Source organism: Longispora sp. NPDC051575 (genome assembly GCF_040681875.1).
Taxonomy (GTDB): Bacteria; Actinomycetota; Actinomycetes; order Mycobacteriales; family Micromonosporaceae; genus Longispora.
Genome location: NZ_JBFAZP010000004.1, coordinates 360,413 through 379,455, shown reverse-complemented (window position 1 = coordinate 379,455; position 19,043 = coordinate 360,413). Strand labels below are relative to the sequence as shown.

Below are 19,043 nucleotides of genomic sequence, written 5' to 3'. Positions count from 1 at the left end.
CTGACCATGGGATACACTTCGGCGCATGGAGACGGCGAGTCTGCGCGAGCGGAAGAAGCAGCGCACCAGGGAGGCGCTGGTCGACGCCGCGTTCGGCCTGTTCCAGCGCAAGGGCTTCGAGGCGACCACGGTCGATGAGATCGCCGACTCCGTCGAGGTCTCCGCCCGCACCTTCTTCCGGTACTTCGAGGGCAAGGACGACCTCCTCCTCACCATCCAGGAGCAGCAGTTCGAGCTCCTCTTCGACCTGATCCGCGCCCGGCCGGCCGACGAGGCCGTCCTCGACGTCGTCCGGCACGCGTCGGTCGAGGTGGTCCGGGCCGCCGAGCGGGGCACGCACGGCTTCGACCCGGAGAAGGTGTCGTGCATGCAGAGCCTGTTGGCGGCGAGCCCGGCGCTGGCCGCCCGGTGCCGCGCCTTCAGCTCCGCGCGGACGGATGAGCTGGCGGACTGCCTGGCGGCCAGGATGGGCGTGCCCGCCGACGACCCCCGGGCCTCCCTCGTGGCGTCGGTGGCCGTCACCACCGTGCAGGTCGCGATGGCCTGGCACGAGCGGGACCGGTCCGTGCCGCTGTCCGACTGCCTCGACCGGGCGTTCCTGCTGCTCGCGGCGGGCGTCAACTACCCCGCCCGGAGCGGCGCGGATGGCTGAGGCCGCAGTGGTCGTCGCCGACCTGGTCAAGCGGTACCCGAAGCGGGACGTCAACGCCGTCGACGGCCTCAGCTTCGAGGTGCGCCGGGGCGAGGTCTTCGGCCTGCTCGGGCCGAACGGCGCCGGCAAGTCCACCACGATCGGCGTGCTCACCACCCGGGTCCGGGCCACCGGCGGCACCGCGAGCGTCGGCGGGGTCGACGTGATCGGCAGCCCGGTGCTGGCCCGGACCAAGCTCGCCGTCGTGCCCCAGCGCGGCAACCTGGACCGCTCGCTCACCCCCCGGCAGAACCTGACCTTCCACGCCGCCTACCACGGGGTGCCCCGGGCCGAGCGGCGCGCGCGGGCGGCGGCGCTGCTGGAGGAGTTCGGGCTGGCCGACCGGGCCGACGACAAGATCGAGCAGTACTCGGGGGGCATGGTCCAGCGGGTCATGATCGCCCGGGCCCTGATGCACGAGCCCGAGGTGCTGTTCCTCGACGAGCCGACCGCCGGGCTCGACCCGCAGTCCCGGCTGTTCCTCTGGGACCGGGTCCGCGAGCTGCGCGACCGGGGCACCACCATCGTGCTCACCACGCACGACATGGACGAGGCGGCCGAGATGAGCGACCGGGTCGGCATCATCGACCACGGCGCCCTGCTGGCCCTGGACACCCCGGCGGCCCTCACCCACAGCCTGTCCGGCCAGTCGGTCCTGGAGCTCACGGTCACCCGGGACGACCCGGCGCTGATCGGGCTCGTCGCCGACCTCGACGGCGTGGACCGGGTCGAGAAGATCAAGGACCAACGACTCCGGTTGTACCTGACGAGGCCCGGCCCCGACCTCCTCGCCCCGGTGGCCACCCTGCTGGGCGCGCACGACGCCGGCCTGTCGGACGTGCACCTGGGCGAGCCGAGCCTGGAGGACGTGTTCATCAACCTGACGGGCAGAGGGCTGCGGTGAACCGCGCGACGTTCCCCCCGCCCCACCGCCTCGCGGCGACGTTTCCCCCGACCGGCGGCGGCCCCGCGGTGCCGCCGCCACCGACCGGAAGGGGCCCCCGGTGACCCGGACGGCGTTCTTCGCGATCCTGTGGCGGGACCTGTTCGTCACGGGCAAGGAGTTCTGGGTCTTCCTGCTCCAGGTGGCCCTGCAACCGCTGTTCATGCTGTTCGTGTTCGCCAAGGTGCTCGGCGCCGCCGGCTACGTCTCCGCCGACTTCGGCCGGCTCCTGCTGCCCGGCATGGTGGCGCTGACCGCGTTCCTCACCGCGTTGCAGAGCGTGGCGTTCCCGCTGGTGATGGAGTTCTCCTTCACCCGGGAGATCGAGGACCGGCTGCTGGCCCCGTTGCCCATCGCGCTCGTCGCCGTCGAGAAGCTGTGCATGGCCGTGATCCGGTCCATGGTGGCCGCCGTGCTGATGTTCCCGATCGGCGCGCTGGTCCTCGGCCACGCCCCGTGGCGCACGGCCGGGCTGCCGTTGCTGCTCGTGGCGCTGCTGCTCGGCGGCTGGGTCGGCGGCGCGCTCGGCATGAACGTGGGCACCTGGATGCCGCCGAACCGGATCAGCGTCGGGTTCGCCGTGATCCTGACCCCGCTGATGTTCACGGGCGCGACGCAGTACCCGTGGAAGTCGCTCGACACGTTGCCCTGGTTCCAGTGGGTGACGGCGTTCAACCCGCTGACGTACCTGTCCGAGGGGGTCCGCGCGGCCCTCGTCCCCGACGTGCCGCACCTGCCCCCGTGGCTGTGCCTGTCGGCGCTGGTCGTGTCGGGGACGGTGCTCACCGCCACCGGCCTGAAGGGCTTCCACCGCCGCGCCATCGACTGACCAGGCCGCCCGGTACGCCCACGAGGGCGGCCGTCGCGCCCGGCCACCACCAGGGCAGCCGGCCCGCTCCGGCCGTCCCGAGACAGCGGCCCGCGTCGTCCGGGACAGCGGCCCGCGTCGTCCGATCGCTCAGCCGGCGTGAGACCCGGCCGGAACCCGGCGCTGCCAGGTCATCGGCACCTCGATCCGGGTCTGGGCGGACCCGTTCCACTTCGGCTCGAAGCCCTGGACACGCAGCGCGGCCACCACCTCCTCGCCGATCGCCGCCACCGCCTCCTCGCCGTCGGCCACCGTCCCGTAGCCGAGCATCAGGCCGCCGCCGGCGACGGCGTGGTCGGTGTCCTGGATGTGGTGGTAGACGAAGCCCCGGGGCGCGGGGTGGTCGGCCAGTTCCGCGCCGATCTCGGCGTTCGCGCAGGTGCCGCAGCAGGTGAAGTGCGCGCGGGCCACCACGCCGGCCGCGTCGAGGGCGGCGAACGCGGCGTCGATCCGGTCGCAGTCGGTGACCGCCGGCCAGCCGGCCTGCTCGGCGGCGAGCGCGGCCGACTCCTCCGCGAGGATCCGCTCGGCCAGGTCGAGCACCTCCGGGTCGTCCTCGGAGTCCACGTTCTCGGCGGCTTCCTCGGGGATCTCGGCCGGGTCGTCGTATCCGGAGCGCACGGCGGTGCGGATGTACTCGCGCAGATCCTCGGCCAGTTCTTCGTCGATCATCCGGGCACCCTACAACCCGGGTGCGACACGCCTCTCCACAGTGCCCGCCCTACCGGCGAACCGCCCCGCCCGGAAAGGGCCCGTGCGCCGCGACCGACCCCGCCAAGAGCGGGCCCGCGCGCCGCGCCCCACCCTGCCCGGAGCAGGCCCGCGCCGTGACCCGCACCGCCCCGGCCACCCCGAGCGGGCCCACGCGCCCCGGTACCCGGAAAAGGGTCTTCTCAGCCCCGGAGCAGGAGCAGCACCGCGGCCGCCGACCAGCTGAAATTCGGCGCCCCCTGCCGGGCCCCCGTCAACGGGTGGTAGTTCTCGTGCAGCGGCGCGTCCCCGGCCAGCCCGTCGGCGTTGGCGAACACCTTCTCCGTCAGCGCGTCGGCCTCCCAGGAGAACCCGGCCCGCCGCAGCCCCTCCACCGCGAAGGCGAGCTGGTCCAGCCACACCGGCCCCCGCCAGTGCCGCTCGGGCGCGAACGCCGGGCTGTCGGCCGCCACCGACGGACACGGCACCGGCGTCCCGAACCGCGCAGGGTCGAGCAGCGCGGCCCGGACCGCCACCGTCTGCGGCAGGGTCGCGATCCCGGCCCACAGCGGGATGACGCCCTCGACGCCCTTGCCGCGGTCCACGAGCGGCTGGCCGTCGATCGTGTCGTAGAACCAGCCGGTGCCGGCGTCGTACATTCGGTCGCGGACGTAGCTGGCCACCTGCTTGGACGGGAACGTGTCGGAGGACCCCACGGCGCGCGCGATCAGGGTCAGGTGGTCCTTCTCGGCGGCCAGGTACGCGTTCAGGCACACCGACTCCTGGTCGATCGTGAACCCGGTCCGCCCCGGCAGCACGGTCACGTCGTCGAACCGGGGCGCCGAGTCCGTGCCCGACTCCCACGAGGCGGCCTCCGCGACGGCCTTGTCGGTGTCGTTGGCCGGGTCCAGGGTGGCCCCGTAGGAGCAGATCCCGAAGCCGCACCGGTCCCGCGCGTCGTACCACCAGCGGTGGTAGGCGACCAGGCGCGGGTACAGCCGGCGGAGGAAGGCCAGGTCGCGGCCCGCGTGGTACACCTGCCACACGGCCCAGGCGGCCAGGGGCGGTTTGGTGTTGCGTTCGTTCCAGTTCACGCCGTCGCGGTTGTAGAACACCGCGTCGGGCACCATGCCGTCGTCGCGCTGGTGGTCGAAGACGGACTCGATCACCGACGCCGCCAGCGCCGGGTCGAACGCGGCCACCCCGGCGGCGTGCTTCCACGAGTCCCAGGACCAGAAGCCGTTGTGCGCGGCAGAGCTCAGCGACGGGGTGACGCCGTCCCGGCGGAGCGCGCCGGCCGGGCTGCGCCAGTTCGTGACGAGGGTCGTGACGGCCTTGACGGCGAGCCGGCGGCGCTCGGGGGCCACCCCGTCGAGGGCCCGGGCCAGGTAGCGGGCCCACCGGGCGTCCGGCGGCTCGGCGCGGACCGCGAGCCTGTCCCGTTCGCCGGCCGTGAACGTGTAGCTCTCCTGCCAGGTCAGCCGGGCCTCGCCGTGCACGGCGAGCGGGGCGACCCGGTCGGTGCGGTAGCCCGCCCCGGTGACGACCGTGATCACGGGGGCGTCGTGGTGGACCTCGAAGCGTGCGTCCGTCGTGGACAGGAACGCGTGCCGGTCGCGCACCTCCCGGAAGTCGGCGGCGACCCCGGTGTCCGTGGCGCGCAGGGTGGGCGCGTACTCGTGCGGCAGCAGCGCGCCCGTCCAGGACACCGCCAGCCGCCGGGGGCCGTCGCCGTCGTGCCGGACCCGGGCCTCGACCACGGCACCCCGGTGCGAGGTGTACCAGAGGCCCAGGGTCACGGTCAGCCCGCCGCCCACGCACACCTGCCGCAGCCGGCCCGGGAGCGCGTCGGCGCTGTCCAGGGTCAGTTCGACGGGCTCGCCGGTGTCCAGGTCGGTCAGGCCGAGCCGGCTGAAGACCGCCGAGAGCCACCAGGGGTACTCCTCGGCGACGTACAGCGGCCCGGTGAAGCCGCCCGCGTGCCCGGCGTCCGGCAGCCCGTACCCGTGCCAGGCGCCCAGATCGGCGAACACGGTCAGCGGATTGTGGCCGGCCGGACGGGCCCGCGCGGGCACGCCGACGAGGTTCAGCACGTTGGCGAACTCGTCCACCGCGCCCCCCGTACATATATCGCCGATCATGAACGAACGTAAAATATCATTCGGGTTCGGTTAGCTCACCCGTGGACGGAGCCCCGCGAGGTGGAGGAAGACCTCGCGCTTGCCGGTCGCGTTACCCCCGGGGTCCAGCACGTACACCTCGGCCCACCCCCAGCCGCCCACGGAGGACCGTCGATCCGTCATCCGGATCACCCGGACGGTCAGTGGCCGCCCGGCGAACTGGGGCGAGGCGTCGCGGTCGAGAACCAGCAGGTCACCGGGCTTCGGCGTCGTCATCATACGCATCTGACGGATTTGTCGACCCAGTATGACGCCAATATGGGGAACCCGCATGACGGCATGGTCCGTCCCTTGTCACCCGGGGGCGGGGCCGCTGCAATTGACTGACGTCCATCTATGTAACTGGGAGGCCCCTCCGTGCGCACCGCCCGCTCCCTCACCGTCCTGACCCTCCTCCTCGCGGCCCTGACCAGCCCTTCAGCGGCTTTCGCGGCCCTGGCACCCGACCCCGCCGCTGCCGCGGATCCGGCACGATCCACAACCTCCGACGGGTACGCCGACCCGGGCCGCCCGATCACGGACCACCCCGGATCCGACGGGTACGCCGAGCTGGCCCGTTCGCCCCGCGTCCCCGGCACCGCCTGGTGGACCGACCCCGCGACCGGCCGGCCGGTGGTGGCCGCCGACGACTCGGTCACCGGCGCCGACCTGTCCACCGTGGCCGCCGCCGCGCGCCGGGCGGGCGCGACCCTGGTCCGCGAACCCGGCCTGTTCGCCCCCCGGCTGCGGGGCGGCGAGCCGTTCTACCCGGGCCGGTGCGCCGTCGCGTTCAACGTCCGCGCCGGCACCACGTACTCGTTCCTCACCGCCGCGCACTGCGTCCCCAAGGTCGGCGGCACGGTGTACGCCGACCCGGCCCTCACCGTCGTCCTCGGCGTCGTCACGTCCGTGCACGCCGGCTACGACCTCGCCCTGGTCCGCTACACCAACCCGGCGATCCCGCACCCCGGCGACGTCACCCTGTACGGCGCCGGGGTCCAGGACATCGCCTCCGCCGCCCCGGGCTCCGTCGGGCAGGCCGTCCGGCGCAGCGGCCCGACCAGCGGGGTGCGTGCGGGGACGGTCACGGGCCTCAACGCCACGGTCAACTACCCGGGCGGCGGGACGGTCACCGGCCTGATCCGCACGAACGTCTGCGCCGAGCCGGGGGACAGCGGCGGTCCGCTGTACGCGGGGTCGGTGGCGATCGGCATCCTGTCCGGCGGCTCGGGCAACTGCTCCTCGGGCGGCACCACCTTCTACGCCTCGGTCACCCGCGCCCAGTCCCTGTACGGCGTCGCCGTCTACTGAGCCGGGCGGAGAGCGCGCGGCGGGCCGAAGCCCCCGTCGCCCTCGGCGTTACCGGCTGCCCGGTCCGCCGAGCACGAACGTGCGGCCGGCCACCCGCAGCACCCGGGTGGCCCGGTCCCAGCGCACCGCCCACCACGGCACCCGCGCGACCTCGCGGACCGCCAGCTCCACGGCCGCCGCCCCGTCCAGCTCACCGGCGGCGGCCCGGTCCCGCGCGGCGGCGAGCCCGTCGGCGTGGGACCCGCCGGGCGGTCGACCGGCCGCCCAGCCGGCGAACCACCGCCGCCAGTCGGGCCCGAGGCTCCGGGCGAGTTCCGGCCAGGCCCGGGCCACGTCGCCGGCACGCTTGGCGAGCAGCCCGGAGGCGGTGGCCGCGAGCAGCGCCGGGTCGAACCCGTCCGGCGGCTCGGCCCCACCGACCAGCGCCGCCACCAGCGCCGCCTGCCGCTCCGCGAGCCCGGGCCGGGGCGGCGGCGGGCCGTCGGGCGCCGGTACCCCTCGAACGGAACTGGATCCTGGGGCTCCCGGACCCGGACCGGCGGCAGCCCCCGGTGCGGAGAGGAGTTCTGCGTGCCGGGTGGCGAGGCCGCACACCCGCCGGGTCGTGCCGGGGCCCGCGTCCCCGTCGGGTGCCGGGAAGCCGGGCGGGGGCGTGGGGACCGGTTCAGACACGGGGGTGGCCCGAGGCGTCGGCGATCGCGTCGAGTTCGGCCCGGAGTTCGGCGGCCGGCGGGTAGCGGTCGTCGCGTTCGAGGAGGAGGGCCGGCGGCCGGTGCCGGGCGCACAGCTCACGGACCAGGTCGAACACCTCGACGGGTACCGGGTGGGCATGCGTGTCGTGGTAGAGCCCGGCGTGCGTGGACCCGCCGGCCACGTGCGCGTAGGCGACCCGGTCGAGGGGCAGCGCGTCGAGCAGGGCGAGCGGGTCGTGCCCCCGGTTGCGCGCGTTGGCGTACACGTTGGCGACGTCGAGGAGCAGCAGCGCGTCCGTCGCGTCGAGGAGTTCGGTGAGGAACTGCGCCTCGGTCAGCTCGTCGTCCGGCCAGTCGAACAGGGTCGCGATCGGCTCCAGGGCCAGCGGCACGGGCAGTTCGCCCTGGGTCCGCCGGACGTTGGCCACGAGCGCCGCCAGGGCCTCCCGGCTGCGCGGCACGGGCAGCAGGTGCCCGGCCTCCACCCCGCCGGCCCGGACGAACGCGATGTGCTCGCTGACCAGCGGCGCGTCGAACAGCGCGGCGCACCGGGCGAGCCGGGCCACCCGGGCGGGCTCGACCGGATCCGCGCCGCCGAGGGACAGCGCCACCCCGTGCGGGACGACGGCCACGCCCCGGTCGCGCAGCTCGGCGAGGGCCTCCGGCACGGTCGGGCCGACGGTCTCGGCGATCACCTCGCAGAACCGCAGCCCGGCGAGCCCGGCGACGAACCCGGCGATCTCGGGCCGCCACCCGATCCCCACCCCGGCGACCCGCCCGGGCGGATCCGCCGGTGCGGCGCGGCCGGTCAATCCCCGCCTCCGCCGCCCCCGCAGCTCGACCCGCAACTGGACCCGGAGCTGCAGCTCGACGACGAGGAACAGCTCGACGAGTTGCACGAGGAACTGTTGTCGTTGGAGCTGGAACACCCGGACGTCGACGACGAGCTACCGCACGAGCCGCTCGACGTGTAGTACCCGCCGGAGGAGACCAGGGCGGCGCGCCCCAGCCCGAGGTACTGCGCGTACTCCGGGTCCGACGCCCACCACGCGGCCGTCCCGAACAGCCCCACGCTCAGCGCCGCCCCCGCGGGCCCGTACGTCGCCCACGACGGCCGGTTGCGCGGGTGCAGGTGACCGTTGCGCCGGAACTGGTCGCGCAGGATCATCCGGCCCGCCCGGGTCAGGCGCGGGGCGCGCAGCGACAGGACGCCGACGATCGCGAGGACGGCGGAGCCCAGCACGAACGCGACCGTGTGCTCGTCGGCCGCCGAGCGGGTGGCCAGCGCGACCCCGACGGCCGCCGCGCACAGCAGGACCAGGGGGAGGACCCGGGCCCCGGCGCGCTGCCCCCGGCTGGTCAGCAGGCCCTGGCGCTCGAGCTTGGCCCGGATCTGGCTCTGGGCGGCGCGGGCGTCGGGCAGGCGCAGGGCCTCCCACGGGTTCGAGCCCCGGAGGATGCCCTGGTGGGCGACCTGCGCGAGCCGGGGCAGGCCGGCGGGCAGCGGGCCGGGCGCGCCGTGGGCGCCGAGTGCCCCGCACGCGCGCAGGGCCGCGAGCGCCGCGAACTCGGCGAGCGCGGGTCCGCCCTTGAGGGCGGCGACGTCGATCGGGTCGACCGGCAGGTGGTGTCCTCCGCCGCCGGCGAACAGCCGGCCGCGCACCACGACGGAGAGGGCGAGCAGGGCCGCCCCCGAGAGGATAAACGCGAACACGAGTGTGTCGTCCGCCATCGAGGTCCCCCGGCTGGTGTGGCTACGGTGGACCTCATTGTGGGGCAGGAAGCTACAGCACGATAGCCGCTGTCGGAGAGTTGATCGGGCCGCCCAGGACGATTGCCGCGATCCGGTCAGCGGCGACCCGGTCCAGCACCACCAGGCTGCGGTAACCCTCGGCGACCGGGGGTAGTCCGCCGTCGGAGGGGAACCGCCAGGCCCGGTCGTGCCGGCGGAAGGACCGGCCCCGCACCCGCCGGCCCCGGGCGTACTGGCCGGCCCGGGCGTCGGCCGCCGACACGTCCAGGGCGACGAGGTGCGCCCGGTCCCCGGTGAGGAGGCGCAGCAGGGCGCGCCGGGTGCCGCAGTCGTGCAGGACGACGCCCCGGCCGGCGCGGACCGCCCGGTACACGGCGAGGTAGTGGGTCAGGTGCACCAGCGGCCGGTACGCCGCGTACGGCACCCGGTCGCCGAGGCGGCCCCGCCACCGGTTGCGGGCCTGCTCCGAGTCGAGCAGCCATGCCCCTCCGGGCAGCGCGACCGGCCCGGTCTCCTGGCCGGTGAGGCCGAAGAGGCGGCGGAGCAGCGTCGTCTTGCCCGCGCCGGGGATGCCGGCGACCACGACGACCGTGCCGGCCGGGTAGTACAGAGTCGTCGGCTCGCCGGGACCGCGCAGGTCGTGCGTGCTCACGGCTGGGCTCCCTGTCGGTGCGGGGGTGGGGCGGCGGCGGATCGGCCGCCGGGTGCCGGTACCCGGCGGGCGCAGTTTATCGAACGTCGGGCCGGCGGCCGGTCGGCCGAAACGGTGAGGGCTGCCCGGAGGGGCACGGCTCCGGTCGGCGGCCGCGCGCCGACCGGCCGGGCGGAGGAGGCCCGCGGCGGGGCCGGCTCAGGACGTCCGGCGGCCGGGGCGGTCGCCCAGCTCCGCGCACCACCGGTCCGACCACGCGCCGAGCTCGTTGAGGATCGGGCCGAGCTCGCGGCCCTTGGCGGTGATCGAGTAGCCCACGGCGCCGGGGCACTGGACGACGACGCCCACCGACTCCAGCTCCTCCAGCCGGTCGGCGAGCAGCCGGTCGGACAGGCCGGGCACCCGGCAGCGGATGTCCTTGAAGCGGGCGTGGCCCATCTCGTTGAGCACGGCGATGATCGCCGCGGTCCAGCGCCGCCCGATGAGTTCGGCGGCGAACTGGACCTGCGGACAGTAGCCCGCCGAGAAGTCCTGACCTGTCGCCTTGGTCACGTCCAAAATTCTAGCGCCCCCTTGCACTTACCTTCCGTAAGTGCTTATCTTTCGTAAGTAGTGTAACCCCTGAGCCCGGAGGCACCAGTGTCCGTCCGCATTCTCAAGATCAACTCTAGCGCCCGGTACGCCGACGCGAGCAGCCGCCGCCTCACCGAGGCCGTCGTGGCCGATCTGCTGCGCCGGCACCCGGACGCCGAGGTGGTCGACCGCGACGTCGCCCAGGGCGTGCCGTTCGTCAGCGAGGGCCAGATCGAGGCCATCTACACCCCGGAGGCCGACCGGACCCACGCCCACCGCCAGCTGCTGTCCAGCTCGCGGCACCTGATCGCCGAACTCCGGTCCGCCGACTACCTGGTGATCGGCGCCCCGATGTACAACTTCTCGGTCCCGGCCTCCCTCAAGGCGTACTTCGACCAGGTCGCCCAGGCCGGCGTCACCTTCAGCTACTCCGAGGCGGGCCCGGTGGGCCTGGTCGACAACATCCGCGAGGCCTACGTCGCGGTGAGCAGCAACGGCGTGCCGCTGGACTCGCCGGTGGACTTCCTCACCGGGTACGTCCGGCACTTCCTCGGCTTCCTCGGCATCCACGACGTCCGGGTGCTCGACGCCACCGGGCAGATGGCGGGCGCGCACCGCGAGCGGGAGGCCCTCGACGCCCTGGTCGCCGCCTGACCGTCCGGCGATCCGGGCGCGCGGGCGGGACGCGGTCCGTCCGACGGGTACGAAACCGCACCGCTCCGTACCCGTCGGGCCGGTAGTTTCCGGGGTATGACGCCTGACACCGTGCTCCCGGGCACCGCCCGCGCCCTGCTCACCCGGCTCGCGACCGCCCAGGCCGACGCCCGGGTGCCGTCCCTGGTCGGCGCGCTGGTCCGGGACGGGGCGACCGTGTGGTCCGGGGCGCGCGGCCTGGTGGACGGGGCCGCGCCGACGGGGGAGACCCAGTACCGGATCGGGTCGATCACCAAGACCTTCGTCGCGGTCCTCGTCCTGCGGCTGCGCGACGAGGGCCGGCTCGACCTGAACGACCCCCTCGACCGGCACGTCCCGGGCACCGCCGTGGGACACGTCACGGTCGGCCAGCTCCTGTCGCATACCGCCGGCCTGCGCGCCGAGCCCGACGGCGACTGGTGGGAACGCGCGCCCGGCTTCGACACCGCCGCGCTGCTCGCCATGCTCGGCCCGGACCGGGCGCCGTTCCGGCCGGGGCGCCGGTTCCACTACTCCAACACCGGGTACGCGCTGCTCGGCCACCTCGTCGCCCTGCTGCGCGGGGTGCCCTGGTCGGAGGCGGTCGACGCCGAGATCCTCCGCCCCCTCGGGCTCACCGGCACCAGCTACCTGCCCCGGCCGGGGCACGCCCGGGGCTGGGCCACCCACCCGTGGGCGGACGTGCTGCTGCCCGAGCCCGCGCACGACAGCGGCGCGATGGCCCCCGCCGGCCAGCTCTGGTCCACGCTGCCCGACCTGGCCCGCTGGGCGGCGTTCTTCGCCGGGGACACCGGGGGAGTACTGGCCGCCGACACCCTCGCGGAGATGCGCGAACCGATCGGCGTCGACGACGGTCCGCACTGGCTGATCGGGCACGGCCTCGGCCCGCAGCTCGCCCGCCGCGACGGCCGCCGGCTCGCCGGGCACACCGGTTCGATGCCCGGCTTCGTCGCCGTCGTGTGGGCCGACCCGGCCGAGCGGACCGGCGTGGCGGTCGCCGCGAACGCCACGAACGCCGCGATGCCGGGCCTGGCCACGGACCTGCTGGGCCTGCTCGCCGAGCACGAGCCGCCGCTGCCCGCCTGGGCGCCCGACCCGGCCGCCGAACCGTCGCTGGTCGCGCTGACCGGCACCTGGTACTGGGGGCCCACCCCGCACACCCTGCGCCTCGGTCCGGACCGGACGTTCGAGCTGGCTCCCCTGGGCGCGGCCGGTCGGGGCACCCGGTTGCGGCCGGACGGCGCGGGCGGCTGGACGGGGCTGGAGGGCTACTTCGCGGGTGAGACGCTCACCGTCGTCCGGGGCGCGGACGGGTCGCCGGACGCGTTGGAGCTGGGTACGTTCCGGTTCACCAGGGAGCCGTACCCCGGGGAGGGCTGGGGTTCGGGCACTGTGGACTTGCCCTGATTCGTCCCACAGTTCTGTCACTATCTGTACACGACGACTCTACGGTTTGGAGTTGCGGCGCGAAAGATCTACGGTTGTCCGGGGCTCGGAGGTGGTACCGGCCGCAACCCGCCATCGGGCCCGCCAACCCCGGGCGCCCCACCTCGCAGGAGGCGGGGCGCCGTCGTGGTCCCCGAGTGCCACCGGCCCGGGCGGCCCACCGCTCCCGCGCCTCGCGCCTCCCGCACCTCCGGCGGCCCCCGTGCGCCCCGCGCCTTCGGCGGCCGCGACACCTCCTGAGGGAAACAGTCCCCTCTCGCCGGGCGGCCGGTTCGTGAAGAATTGATCAATGCCATTGACCTGGATGGATAGCTGCCGCCACGATGTCCGCATTCGGGGTCCTGCTAGGACAAGGAGCGCCATGTCCCTCCACAAGGTATTCCGCACGTTCGTCACTCTCGCCCTGAGTCTCGCGGCGGTGTGCGCGGTCAGCCTCGGCACCGCCGCGCCCGCGCACGCCGACGCCTGCTACACCTGGAACCGCACCCTCTCGCAGGGCATGTCCGGCGGCGACGTCACCACCCTCCAGATCCGGGTCGCCGGCTGGGGCGCCTACGGCGAGGTGATCGCGGTCGACGGGGCGTACGGGGCCGCGACCGCCGCCGCCGTCAAGCGCTTCCAGGCCGCGTACGGGCTCGGGGCCGACGGGGTGGCCGGCCCCGCGACGTTCGCCAAGCTGTACGAACTCCAGGACAACGACTGCACCCCGCTGCACTTCGCGTGGTCCGAGGTCGACGGCGGCTGCGGGGCCGGCGGCTACGCGGGCGGCAGCGTGTCCGCGGCGACCGTGCAGGCGAACCTGCTGCGCGCCATGTGGAAGGCCGAGGCGCTCCGCCGCCAGCTCGGCGACCACCCGCTGACCGTCACCTCGGGCTTCCGGAGCAGGGCGTGCGACTCCTCGGTCGGCGGCTCCGGCACCGGGCAGCACACGTACGGGACGGCCCTGGACCTGGTGGGCAGCGGCCTGACCCTGTGCCAGATCGCCCAGCGCGCCCGGTACGCCGGCTTCAACGGCATCTTCGGCCCCGGGTACCCCGACCACAACGACCACGTGCACGTCGACATCCGCTCCGGCCGGTCCTGGTCCGCGCCGAACTGCGGGGTGTGACGTGCGCCGGCTGACCGTCCTCGTCGCCGCCGTCGCGCTCGTGGTCACCGGGCTGGCCGCGCCGGCCGTCGCGCATCCGAGCGCGGCGTACCCGCTCCAGAGCCGGGGCAACCTGGGCGTGGACACCCTCGCGGTGCAGTACCTGCTGCAACAGCACGGGTACGGCGCGCCCTCCGACGGGAACTTCGGCGCCAGTACCCAGAACGCGGTGAAGTCCTTCCAGGCCAGCAAGGGTCTGGCCGCCGACGGCGTCGTCGGGGCCGCCACCTGGGGCGCGCTCGTGGTCACCGTGCGGTCCGGCTCCTCGGGCGCGGCCGTGAAGGCGCTCCAGGCGCAACTGAACAGGAAACGCCGGCTGGCCCTCGCCGTCGACGGGGTGTTCGGCGCGGGCACCGACAGCGCGGTCCGGGCCCTCCAGAGCCACATGGGCATCGGGGCCGACGGGGTCGTCGGGGCCACCACCTGGAAGAACCTGCTCTGGCACTACGCCTACCCGGCGTTCGGGGACCTGTGCGACCAGGACCCGGACGGCAACGGCACCGCCAACTGGGCCACCGGCGGCGCGATCGGCCAGTTGGAGGCGGCGGCCCGGTCCTTCGCGGCCACCGGGCAGGGCCGGGTGCCGCTGGGGGACGCGTCGTTCGAACACGGCGGGGACATCCCCGGCCACGCCAGCCACGAGGTCGGGCTCGACATCGACGTGTGGCCGGTCCGGACCGACTCGGCGCAGTGCACGGCCGGCCGGATCACCTGGCAGTCGGCGACCTACGACCGGGCGGCGACCCGCCAGCTGGTCCAGGCCGTGCGGGCGGCCGCCCCGGGGCACGTGACCCTCGTGTACTTCAACGACCCGACGCTGATCGCCGAGGGGCTGACCACCCAGTACCCCAACCACGACAACCACCTGCACATCCGGTACCACTGAGCGGCGGGCGGGCCCGGGTGACCGGGCCCGCCGGCACCGGCCGGCCACTGTGTACCGGCCGGCACCCGGGATGCCGGGGATGTCCGCCGCAGTAAGCTGGGCGCGTGACGGACGTACAGGTGTGGTGGGGCCGGGCCGACCAGGCGCGGGCGGCGCACGTCGAGCTGTTCAGCGACGTCGAGCGCGACCGGCACGACCGGTTCCGGGTCGCCTCGGCGCGGGAGCAGTTCACGGTCGGCTGCGCGATCGTCCGCCTGGTGTTGTCCCAGCTCACGGGCACCCCGCCGGAGAAGATCGAGCTGGACCGCGAGTGCACCCGGTGCGCCGGCCCGCACGGCAAGCCCCGGCTCGTCGGCAGTGACCTGCGGTTCTCCGTGTCGCACTCCGGCGACCGGATCGGCGTCGCCTTCGCCACCGGCGTCGAGCTCGGCCTCGACGTCGAGCGGGCCGAGGGCCGCGACCGCGACGGGGTCGCCGACGCGGTGCTCACCCCGGCCGAGCTGGCCGCGTGGCGCGCGCTGCCCGAGGCGGACCGCGAGAGCGCCTTCTACACGTACTGGACGCGGAAGGAGTCCGTGGTCAAGGCGACCGGCGACGGGCTGTACGCGCCGATGGCCGAGCTGCACGTCTCCCCGCCGGGCGAGGCGCCCCGGCTGCTGGCGTACCCGGGCGGCGTGGCCCTGGACGCGGCGATGGTCGACCTGGACCCGGGCGCGGGGTACGCGGCGGCGCTGACCGTGCTCGGCCCGCTGGGCGGGGTCACCGAACACGACGCGGGACCGCTGCTCGCGGGCTGACACCGCCTCCGACCGCTATGCCGTTCCGGGCCGGCTGCTACGCCGTCCTGGGCCGGGTCGCCGCGTGCAGCACCGCCTCCGCCACCGCGTCCCACGCCAGCGCCCCGCCGGCCCAGCCCCCGGCCGCCGGGCGCACCGTCCAGCCCGGCAGGTGCAGCAGCAGCCCGCCGGCCAGTGCCTCCGGGGTCGGCCCGGTCAGGACGCCCCGCGCGGCCGGGATGGCGTCGCGCAGCCCCGGCCGGTCGTACCCGATCGTGGGGGTGCCCAGGGCCGCCGCCTCGTCCACGGCCAACGGCCAGTCCTCGACCGCCGCCGTGAGCACCTGCGCGTGCGCCCGGGCCGTCAGCTCCGCGCGCCGGGCCGGCTCGTGCACCCGCACCCCGGGGCCGGACAGCCGGGCCGCGTCGGGGCCGGCGCCGACGAACCAGAGCTGGGCGTCGCGGATCCGGGCCCGGAGCAGCTGGTGGGCGCGGAGCGCCTCGCGGGGGCCGGGGCCGGCGAGCCGGCCGGCGTACACGACGGTGGGGGCCGGTTCGCGGGGCGCGGCCGGGAGCAGCGCGGGCTCGACCCCGGCGGGGACCACGGCCACGTCGTCCAGGCCGTGCGCGCGCAGGGTGGTGCCGGCGGAGGCGGACACGGCCAGGGTGGGCACGGCCCGGTAGCCGCGCAGCCGCCAGCGGGCGACGAGCGGGAGGCGGATCCCGTGCAGCCGGCGCACGCCCAGGGCCAGGGCGGCCACCGGGGCGTCGGTCACCCAGCCCGGGCAGCCGAACGGGCGCGGGCCGAGCAGATCCAGGACGAGGTCGGGGGTGGGGAGGGTCTCGGCGTACCAGCGGCGGGCCTCGCGGCGGACGGTGTGCCGGGTGCCGGCGCGCGCCACCAGTACCCCCTCGTGGTCCTCCTCGGGTGGCCGACCCGGCACCTCCTGGGCGAACAGCCGGACCTCGTGGCCCCCGGCGGCCCACCGGCGCGCGATCTCGTGGGTGTACCGCTCGGCGGAACCCGAGAGCTGGTTGCGCGGATCCCGGGTGGCAATGATCACGATCCGCATCTGCGCCCCCTAGAACTGGACAAATACCCACAAAGGATAGCCTGGCGCGGATCCTCACAGTACTTTTATGAACAAAGAAGGCATTTATCTGTGATCCACATAAGGGGGAGTTGTCCGACACCCCTATGCGGTGTGGTGCGAAACACCGTTTACACTTTCGGGGGCCTCTCGTGGGTTGACCGGAAGGGACTCGTCCGTGGTGGATATTCCAGACCGGATCGGGATCCTCGCCCGCACCTCGGGAGTCCGGTTCGCACTTGTGGGTGGCGCGTGCTTCCTGCTCGACGAGGCCATCCTGATCCTCCTGCACGGCGTCGCCGGCCTGTGGCTCTCCCTGGCCTCCGCCCTGGCCTACGGGGCGGCGTTCCTGGCGAACTTCCTCCTCAACCGGATCTGGGTCTTCTCGGCCACCGGCGGCGGCGCGGTCCGGCACTTCGCCCGGTACGTGTGCCTCGTGCTCGTCAACCTCGGCCTCACCGTCGTCCTCGTCCCGTGGATCAGCAAACTGGGCCTGGACTACCGCTACGCCAAGGCCGTCGTCACCGCGAGCCTGTTCGTCATGAACTACCTGGTCTCCCGCCGGTGGATCTACACCACCCCGGCAGCCCGTCCCGATCGTACGGAAGTGAAGGCGTCACCGTGACCTCCCCCGAACCGCCCGCCCGCCCGAGTGGCCGCCGGCTGTGGCTGCCGGCGTTCCTCGGCTTCTTCCTGCTGATCGGTTCCTGGGCACTCGCCGCGCCGTACGACGGGGCGCCCGACGAGCCCGCGCACTCCGTCCGCGCCGCCGGGGTGGCCGGGGGCGACGTGATGCCCGAGCCCGCCGACGCGTTCGCCGGCACCGGGGCGTTCCAGGTCGTGCCGAAGGGGATCCGGGGCACCCTGGAGACCGGCTGCTGGTACCACGGTCAGCCCGCCCTGCCCGCCGCCTGCGCCCTCGCGCCCACCGCCGACCGCGAACTCGTGTCCAAGCCGACCAGCGCCGGCCGCTACAACCCGCTGTACTACGCGCTCGTCGGCGGCCCGCTGCGGCTGTGGCCCGGCTGGCCCGGGCTGATCCTCGCCCGGCTGATCAGCGCCGCCCTGTCCGCCGCGCTGCTGGCCGGCGCGTTCACGGTCCTGGCCCGCTGGTCCCGGTACGGGCTGATGCTCGGCGGCCTGATCGCGGTCACCAGCCCGATCGTCGGGCACATGTCCGGCGCGATCAACCCGAGCGGCCTGGAGATCTCCGCCGGCATCGCCCTGTTCTCCGCCGGCATCCCGCTGTTCCTCGGCCCGGCGCGCGGCCCGGCCCGGCCCCTGGTCGCGCTCATCGGGATCAGCGCGATCCTGCTCGTCACCCTGCGTTCCATGGGCCCGCTGTTCGGCGCGATCGCGCTCGTCACCCTGCTGATGCCGCTGGGCTGGCGCCGGATCGTCACCCTGTGGCGCACGCCCCTGCTGCGCTGGTGGGGCCTCGCGATCGGCGCGGCGGCCCTGCTGTCCGTGGCGTGGATCGTGGTCATGAAGTCCTCCGTGCTCGTCCCCCTCAAGGCGGCCACCCCCCTGCGGCCCACCCAGGCGCTGTGGGCGGAGATCACCCGCTGGCAGCACTACCTCGACCAGCTGGTCGGCGTCACCGGCTGGCTGGACACCGAGATCCCCGGCCCGTTCTACGCCGTGTGGACCTGCGTCGCCGGCGGGCTGGTGCTGGCCGGGTTCGCGCTCGGCAGCCGGGCCGACCGGCTGCGGATCCTCGCGCTCGTCGCCGGGGGCGGCGGACTGCTGTCCCTGATCCAGGTCGTCAACGTCAACAGCTACGGGTTCATCACCCAGGCCCGGTACATGATGCCGCTGCTCGTCGCGGTGCCCCTGCTCGGCGCGTTCGTGATCGAACGGCGCGGCGTCGGGGCCGACGCGGCCCGCAAGCTGACCCGGATGGTCGCCGTCGTCCTGCTGCCGATCCACCTGGTGTTCCTGTGGTTCACGATGATCCGCTGGCAGCGCGGCATCAAGGTGAACCGGCCGGGGATCGCCGACCTCAACCCGTTCGGCGGGGCGTGGACGCCGCCGCTCGGCCCCGAGCTGCCGCTGCTGGCCATGGTGCTCGGACTCGCGCTGCTCGGGTGGCTGACCTGGCGGGCGCCCCGGGTGGCGGCGGCGTGGCCGGACCTGACGGAGCCGACCATCGTGGCCGGTGTGCCGCAGCCACGGGTGTTGCCGGAGCCGGTCGGGGCGGACCGCTAGCGGCGGTCCGGCCGGGTGCCCGCGAGCGGCGGTCCGGCTGCGAGCGGCGGGTGGACGGTGCCGGGTCGGGTGGTCGTGCCCGGTTCGGTGGTCGTTCCTGGTCCCCTGTGGGGGGTCAGCTCGGTTCCTCGTCCGCGCCCAACCTGGCGTGGATCAACGCGACCTCCTCGGACAGCACCCGGGTCTCCTCCTCCAGCCGGCTGACCTCCCACGACAGGTGGACGCAGACCAGCAGCAGGAACGACACCGCCAGGAACAGCACCAGACTGATCCCGGAGGCGATCCCGATCGTCCGGGCGAACCGGTCCAGCGTCCCCGGGAACAGCGCGGACGGCACCACGACGAGACCGACGGCCAGCCACAGCATGCCGTACTTCTCGCGGAGCTGCCGGCGGCGCAGCAACTCGACGATGACGGCCACCAGGATGAGCCCCGTCGTCGCGGTGACGATCGTGAGTTTCATGA

The 19,043-nt window shown here is 74.6% G+C and carries 21 protein-coding genes; 11 read left to right on the top strand and 10 right to left on the bottom strand.

What is annotated here, in order from left to right; genetic code table 11:
* Positions 1-25 precede the first annotated feature (25 nt).
* The 3 genes from AB0M43_RS12705 (at position 26) to AB0M43_RS12695 (ending at position 2,463) form a co-directional block, all read left to right on the top strand.
* Positions 26-652 (top strand): TetR family transcriptional regulator, encoded by a 627-nt coding sequence (locus AB0M43_RS12705; protein ID WP_363723955.1) that lies wholly within the window; start codon positions 26-28, stop codon positions 650-652.
* On the top strand, positions 645-1,595 hold the full coding sequence (locus tag AB0M43_RS12700) for an ABC transporter ATP-binding protein (RefSeq protein ID WP_363723953.1): 951 nt from the start codon (positions 645-647) through the stop codon (positions 1,593-1,595). The genes AB0M43_RS12705 and AB0M43_RS12700 overlap by 8 nt, the downstream gene beginning before the upstream one ends.
* 100 nt (positions 1,596-1,695) lie before the next feature.
* Positions 1,696-2,463, top strand: a complete 768-nt coding sequence (locus tag AB0M43_RS12695; protein WP_363723951.1) for an ABC transporter permease — start codon at positions 1,696-1,698, stop codon at positions 2,461-2,463.
* Between the two features lie 129 nt (positions 2,464-2,592).
* On the opposite strand, the gene AB0M43_RS12690 is transcribed toward AB0M43_RS12695, so the two are convergent.
* The 3 genes from AB0M43_RS12690 to AB0M43_RS12680 all read right to left on the bottom strand — a co-directional run bounded on the left by AB0M43_RS12690 (position 2,593) and on the right by AB0M43_RS12680 (position 5,588).
* A complete protein-coding gene (locus tag AB0M43_RS12690) occupies positions 2,593-3,174 on the bottom strand; it encodes a hypothetical protein (RefSeq protein WP_363723949.1) in 582 nt (193 codons plus the stop codon).
* 221 nt (positions 3,175-3,395) lie between these two features.
* Positions 3,396-5,303, bottom strand: coding sequence for a glycoside hydrolase (locus AB0M43_RS12685; RefSeq protein WP_363723947.1), 1,908 nt, complete (start codon positions 5,301-5,303; stop codon positions 3,396-3,398).
* A gap of 60 nt (positions 5,304-5,363) precedes the next feature.
* Positions 5,364-5,588, bottom strand: coding sequence for a hypothetical protein (locus tag AB0M43_RS12680; protein WP_363723945.1), 225 nt, complete (start codon positions 5,586-5,588; stop codon positions 5,364-5,366).
* A gap of 141 nt (positions 5,589-5,729) precedes the next feature.
* Between AB0M43_RS12680 and AB0M43_RS12675 the strand changes: the two genes are divergently transcribed.
* On the top strand, positions 5,730-6,662 hold the full coding sequence (locus AB0M43_RS12675) for a S1 family peptidase (RefSeq protein WP_363723944.1): 933 nt from the start codon (positions 5,730-5,732) through the stop codon (positions 6,660-6,662).
* A gap of 48 nt (positions 6,663-6,710) precedes the next feature.
* Here the strand turns inward: AB0M43_RS12675 and AB0M43_RS12670 are convergent, their stop codons facing one another.
* The 5 genes from AB0M43_RS12670 to AB0M43_RS12650 form a co-directional block, all read right to left on the bottom strand.
* The gene (locus tag AB0M43_RS12670) at positions 6,711-7,334 is read right to left on the bottom strand and encodes a hypothetical protein (RefSeq protein ID WP_363723942.1); all 624 of its coding nucleotides are present in this window, start codon (positions 7,332-7,334) and stop codon (positions 6,711-6,713) included.
* Entirely contained in the window at positions 7,327-8,166 is an 840-nt protein-coding gene (locus tag AB0M43_RS12665; protein ID WP_363724559.1) for a DUF692 domain-containing protein, read from the bottom strand. Before AB0M43_RS12665 ends, AB0M43_RS12670 begins: the two co-directional genes overlap by 8 nt.
* Positions 8,163-9,086, bottom strand: a complete 924-nt coding sequence (locus AB0M43_RS12660; RefSeq protein ID WP_363723940.1) for a TIGR04222 domain-containing membrane protein — start codon at positions 9,084-9,086, stop codon at positions 8,163-8,165. Before AB0M43_RS12660 ends, AB0M43_RS12665 begins: the two co-directional genes overlap by 4 nt.
* A gap of 52 nt (positions 9,087-9,138) precedes the next feature.
* Positions 9,139-9,759: an AAA family ATPase gene (locus tag AB0M43_RS12655; RefSeq protein ID WP_363723938.1), complete on the bottom strand. Its 621-nt coding sequence runs from the start codon at positions 9,757-9,759 to the stop codon at positions 9,139-9,141.
* 198 nt (positions 9,760-9,957) lie between these two features.
* Positions 9,958-10,311 (bottom strand): helix-turn-helix domain-containing protein, encoded by a 354-nt coding sequence (locus AB0M43_RS12650; RefSeq protein WP_363723936.1) that lies wholly within the window; start codon positions 10,309-10,311, stop codon positions 9,958-9,960.
* An 87-nt stretch (positions 10,312-10,398) separates the two neighbouring features.
* Here AB0M43_RS12650 and AB0M43_RS12645 point away from each other — a divergent pair, with 87 nt between their 5' ends.
* The 5 genes from AB0M43_RS12645 (at position 10,399) to AB0M43_RS12625 (ending at position 15,301) form a co-directional block, all read left to right on the top strand.
* Positions 10,399-10,986 carry an NAD(P)H-dependent oxidoreductase gene (locus AB0M43_RS12645; protein WP_363723934.1) on the top strand — a complete coding sequence of 196 codons (588 nt, stop codon included), beginning with the start codon at positions 10,399-10,401 and terminating at the stop codon, positions 10,984-10,986.
* 96 nt (positions 10,987-11,082) lie between these two features.
* Positions 11,083-12,432, top strand: a complete 1,350-nt coding sequence (locus AB0M43_RS12640) for a serine hydrolase domain-containing protein (RefSeq protein ID WP_363723932.1) — start codon at positions 11,083-11,085, stop codon at positions 12,430-12,432.
* A 400-nt stretch (positions 12,433-12,832) separates the two neighbouring features.
* Positions 12,833-13,579, top strand: a complete 747-nt coding sequence (locus tag AB0M43_RS12635) for a M15 family metallopeptidase (protein ID WP_363723930.1) — start codon at positions 12,833-12,835, stop codon at positions 13,577-13,579.
* Position 13,580: 1 nt separating this feature from the next.
* The gene (locus AB0M43_RS12630; RefSeq protein WP_363723928.1) at positions 13,581-14,504 is read left to right on the top strand and encodes a penicillin-insensitive murein endopeptidase; all 924 of its coding nucleotides are present in this window, start codon (positions 13,581-13,583) and stop codon (positions 14,502-14,504) included.
* Positions 14,505-14,608: 104 nt separating this feature from the next.
* The gene (locus AB0M43_RS12625; protein ID WP_363723926.1) at positions 14,609-15,301 is read left to right on the top strand and encodes a 4'-phosphopantetheinyl transferase superfamily protein; all 693 of its coding nucleotides are present in this window, start codon (positions 14,609-14,611) and stop codon (positions 15,299-15,301) included.
* Between the two features lie 37 nt (positions 15,302-15,338).
* Here the strand turns inward: AB0M43_RS12625 and AB0M43_RS12620 are convergent, their stop codons facing one another.
* On the bottom strand, positions 15,339-16,352 hold the full coding sequence (locus AB0M43_RS12620; protein WP_363723924.1) for a glycosyltransferase family 4 protein: 1,014 nt from the start codon (positions 16,350-16,352) through the stop codon (positions 15,339-15,341).
* Between the two features lie 196 nt (positions 16,353-16,548).
* On the opposite strand from AB0M43_RS12620, the gene AB0M43_RS12615 reads away from it, so the two are divergent.
* Positions 16,549-16,995: a GtrA family protein gene (locus AB0M43_RS12615; RefSeq protein WP_363723922.1), complete on the top strand. Its 447-nt coding sequence runs from the start codon at positions 16,549-16,551 to the stop codon at positions 16,993-16,995.
* Positions 16,992-18,578, top strand: coding sequence for a DUF2142 domain-containing protein (locus AB0M43_RS12610; RefSeq protein WP_363723920.1), 1,587 nt, complete (start codon positions 16,992-16,994; stop codon positions 18,576-18,578). Before AB0M43_RS12615 ends, AB0M43_RS12610 begins: the two co-directional genes overlap by 4 nt.
* Before the next feature lie 115 nt (positions 18,579-18,693).
* Here the strand turns inward: AB0M43_RS12610 and AB0M43_RS12605 are convergent, their stop codons facing one another.
* Positions 18,694-19,041 carry a DUF2304 domain-containing protein gene (locus tag AB0M43_RS12605; RefSeq protein ID WP_363723918.1) on the bottom strand — a complete coding sequence of 116 codons (348 nt, stop codon included), beginning with the start codon at positions 19,039-19,041 and terminating at the stop codon, positions 18,694-18,696.
* Positions 19,042-19,043: the final 2 nt, after the last annotated feature.

What these genes read in the sequence shown, in the direction of transcription:
- AB0M43_RS12635 (WP_363723930.1), top strand. Translation starts at nt 12,833, where the DNA reads ATGTCCCTCCACAAGGTATTCCGCACGTTCGTCACTCTCGCCCTGAGT.
- AB0M43_RS12700 (WP_363723953.1), top strand. Translation starts at nt 645, where the DNA reads ATGGCTGAGGCCGCAGTGGTCGTCGCCGACCTGGTCAAGCGGTACCCG.
- AB0M43_RS12620 (WP_363723924.1), bottom strand. Translation starts at nt 16,352, where the DNA reads ATGCGGATCGTGATCATTGCCACCCGGGATCCGCGCAACCAGCTCTCG.
- AB0M43_RS12660 (WP_363723940.1), bottom strand. Translation starts at nt 9,086, where the DNA reads ATGGCGGACGACACACTCGTGTTCGCGTTTATCCTCTCGGGGGCGGCC.
- AB0M43_RS12605 (WP_363723918.1), bottom strand. Translation starts at nt 19,041, where the DNA reads ATGAAACTCACGATCGTCACCGCGACGACGGGGCTCATCCTGGTGGCC.
- AB0M43_RS12690 (WP_363723949.1), bottom strand. Translation starts at nt 3,174, where the DNA reads ATGATCGACGAAGAACTGGCCGAGGATCTGCGCGAGTACATCCGCACC.
- AB0M43_RS12680 (WP_363723945.1), bottom strand. Translation starts at nt 5,588, where the DNA reads ATGACGACGCCGAAGCCCGGTGACCTGCTGGTTCTCGACCGCGACGCC.
- AB0M43_RS12705 (WP_363723955.1), top strand. Translation starts at nt 26, where the DNA reads ATGGAGACGGCGAGTCTGCGCGAGCGGAAGAAGCAGCGCACCAGGGAG.
- AB0M43_RS12640 (WP_363723932.1), top strand. Translation starts at nt 11,083, where the DNA reads ATGACGCCTGACACCGTGCTCCCGGGCACCGCCCGCGCCCTGCTCACC.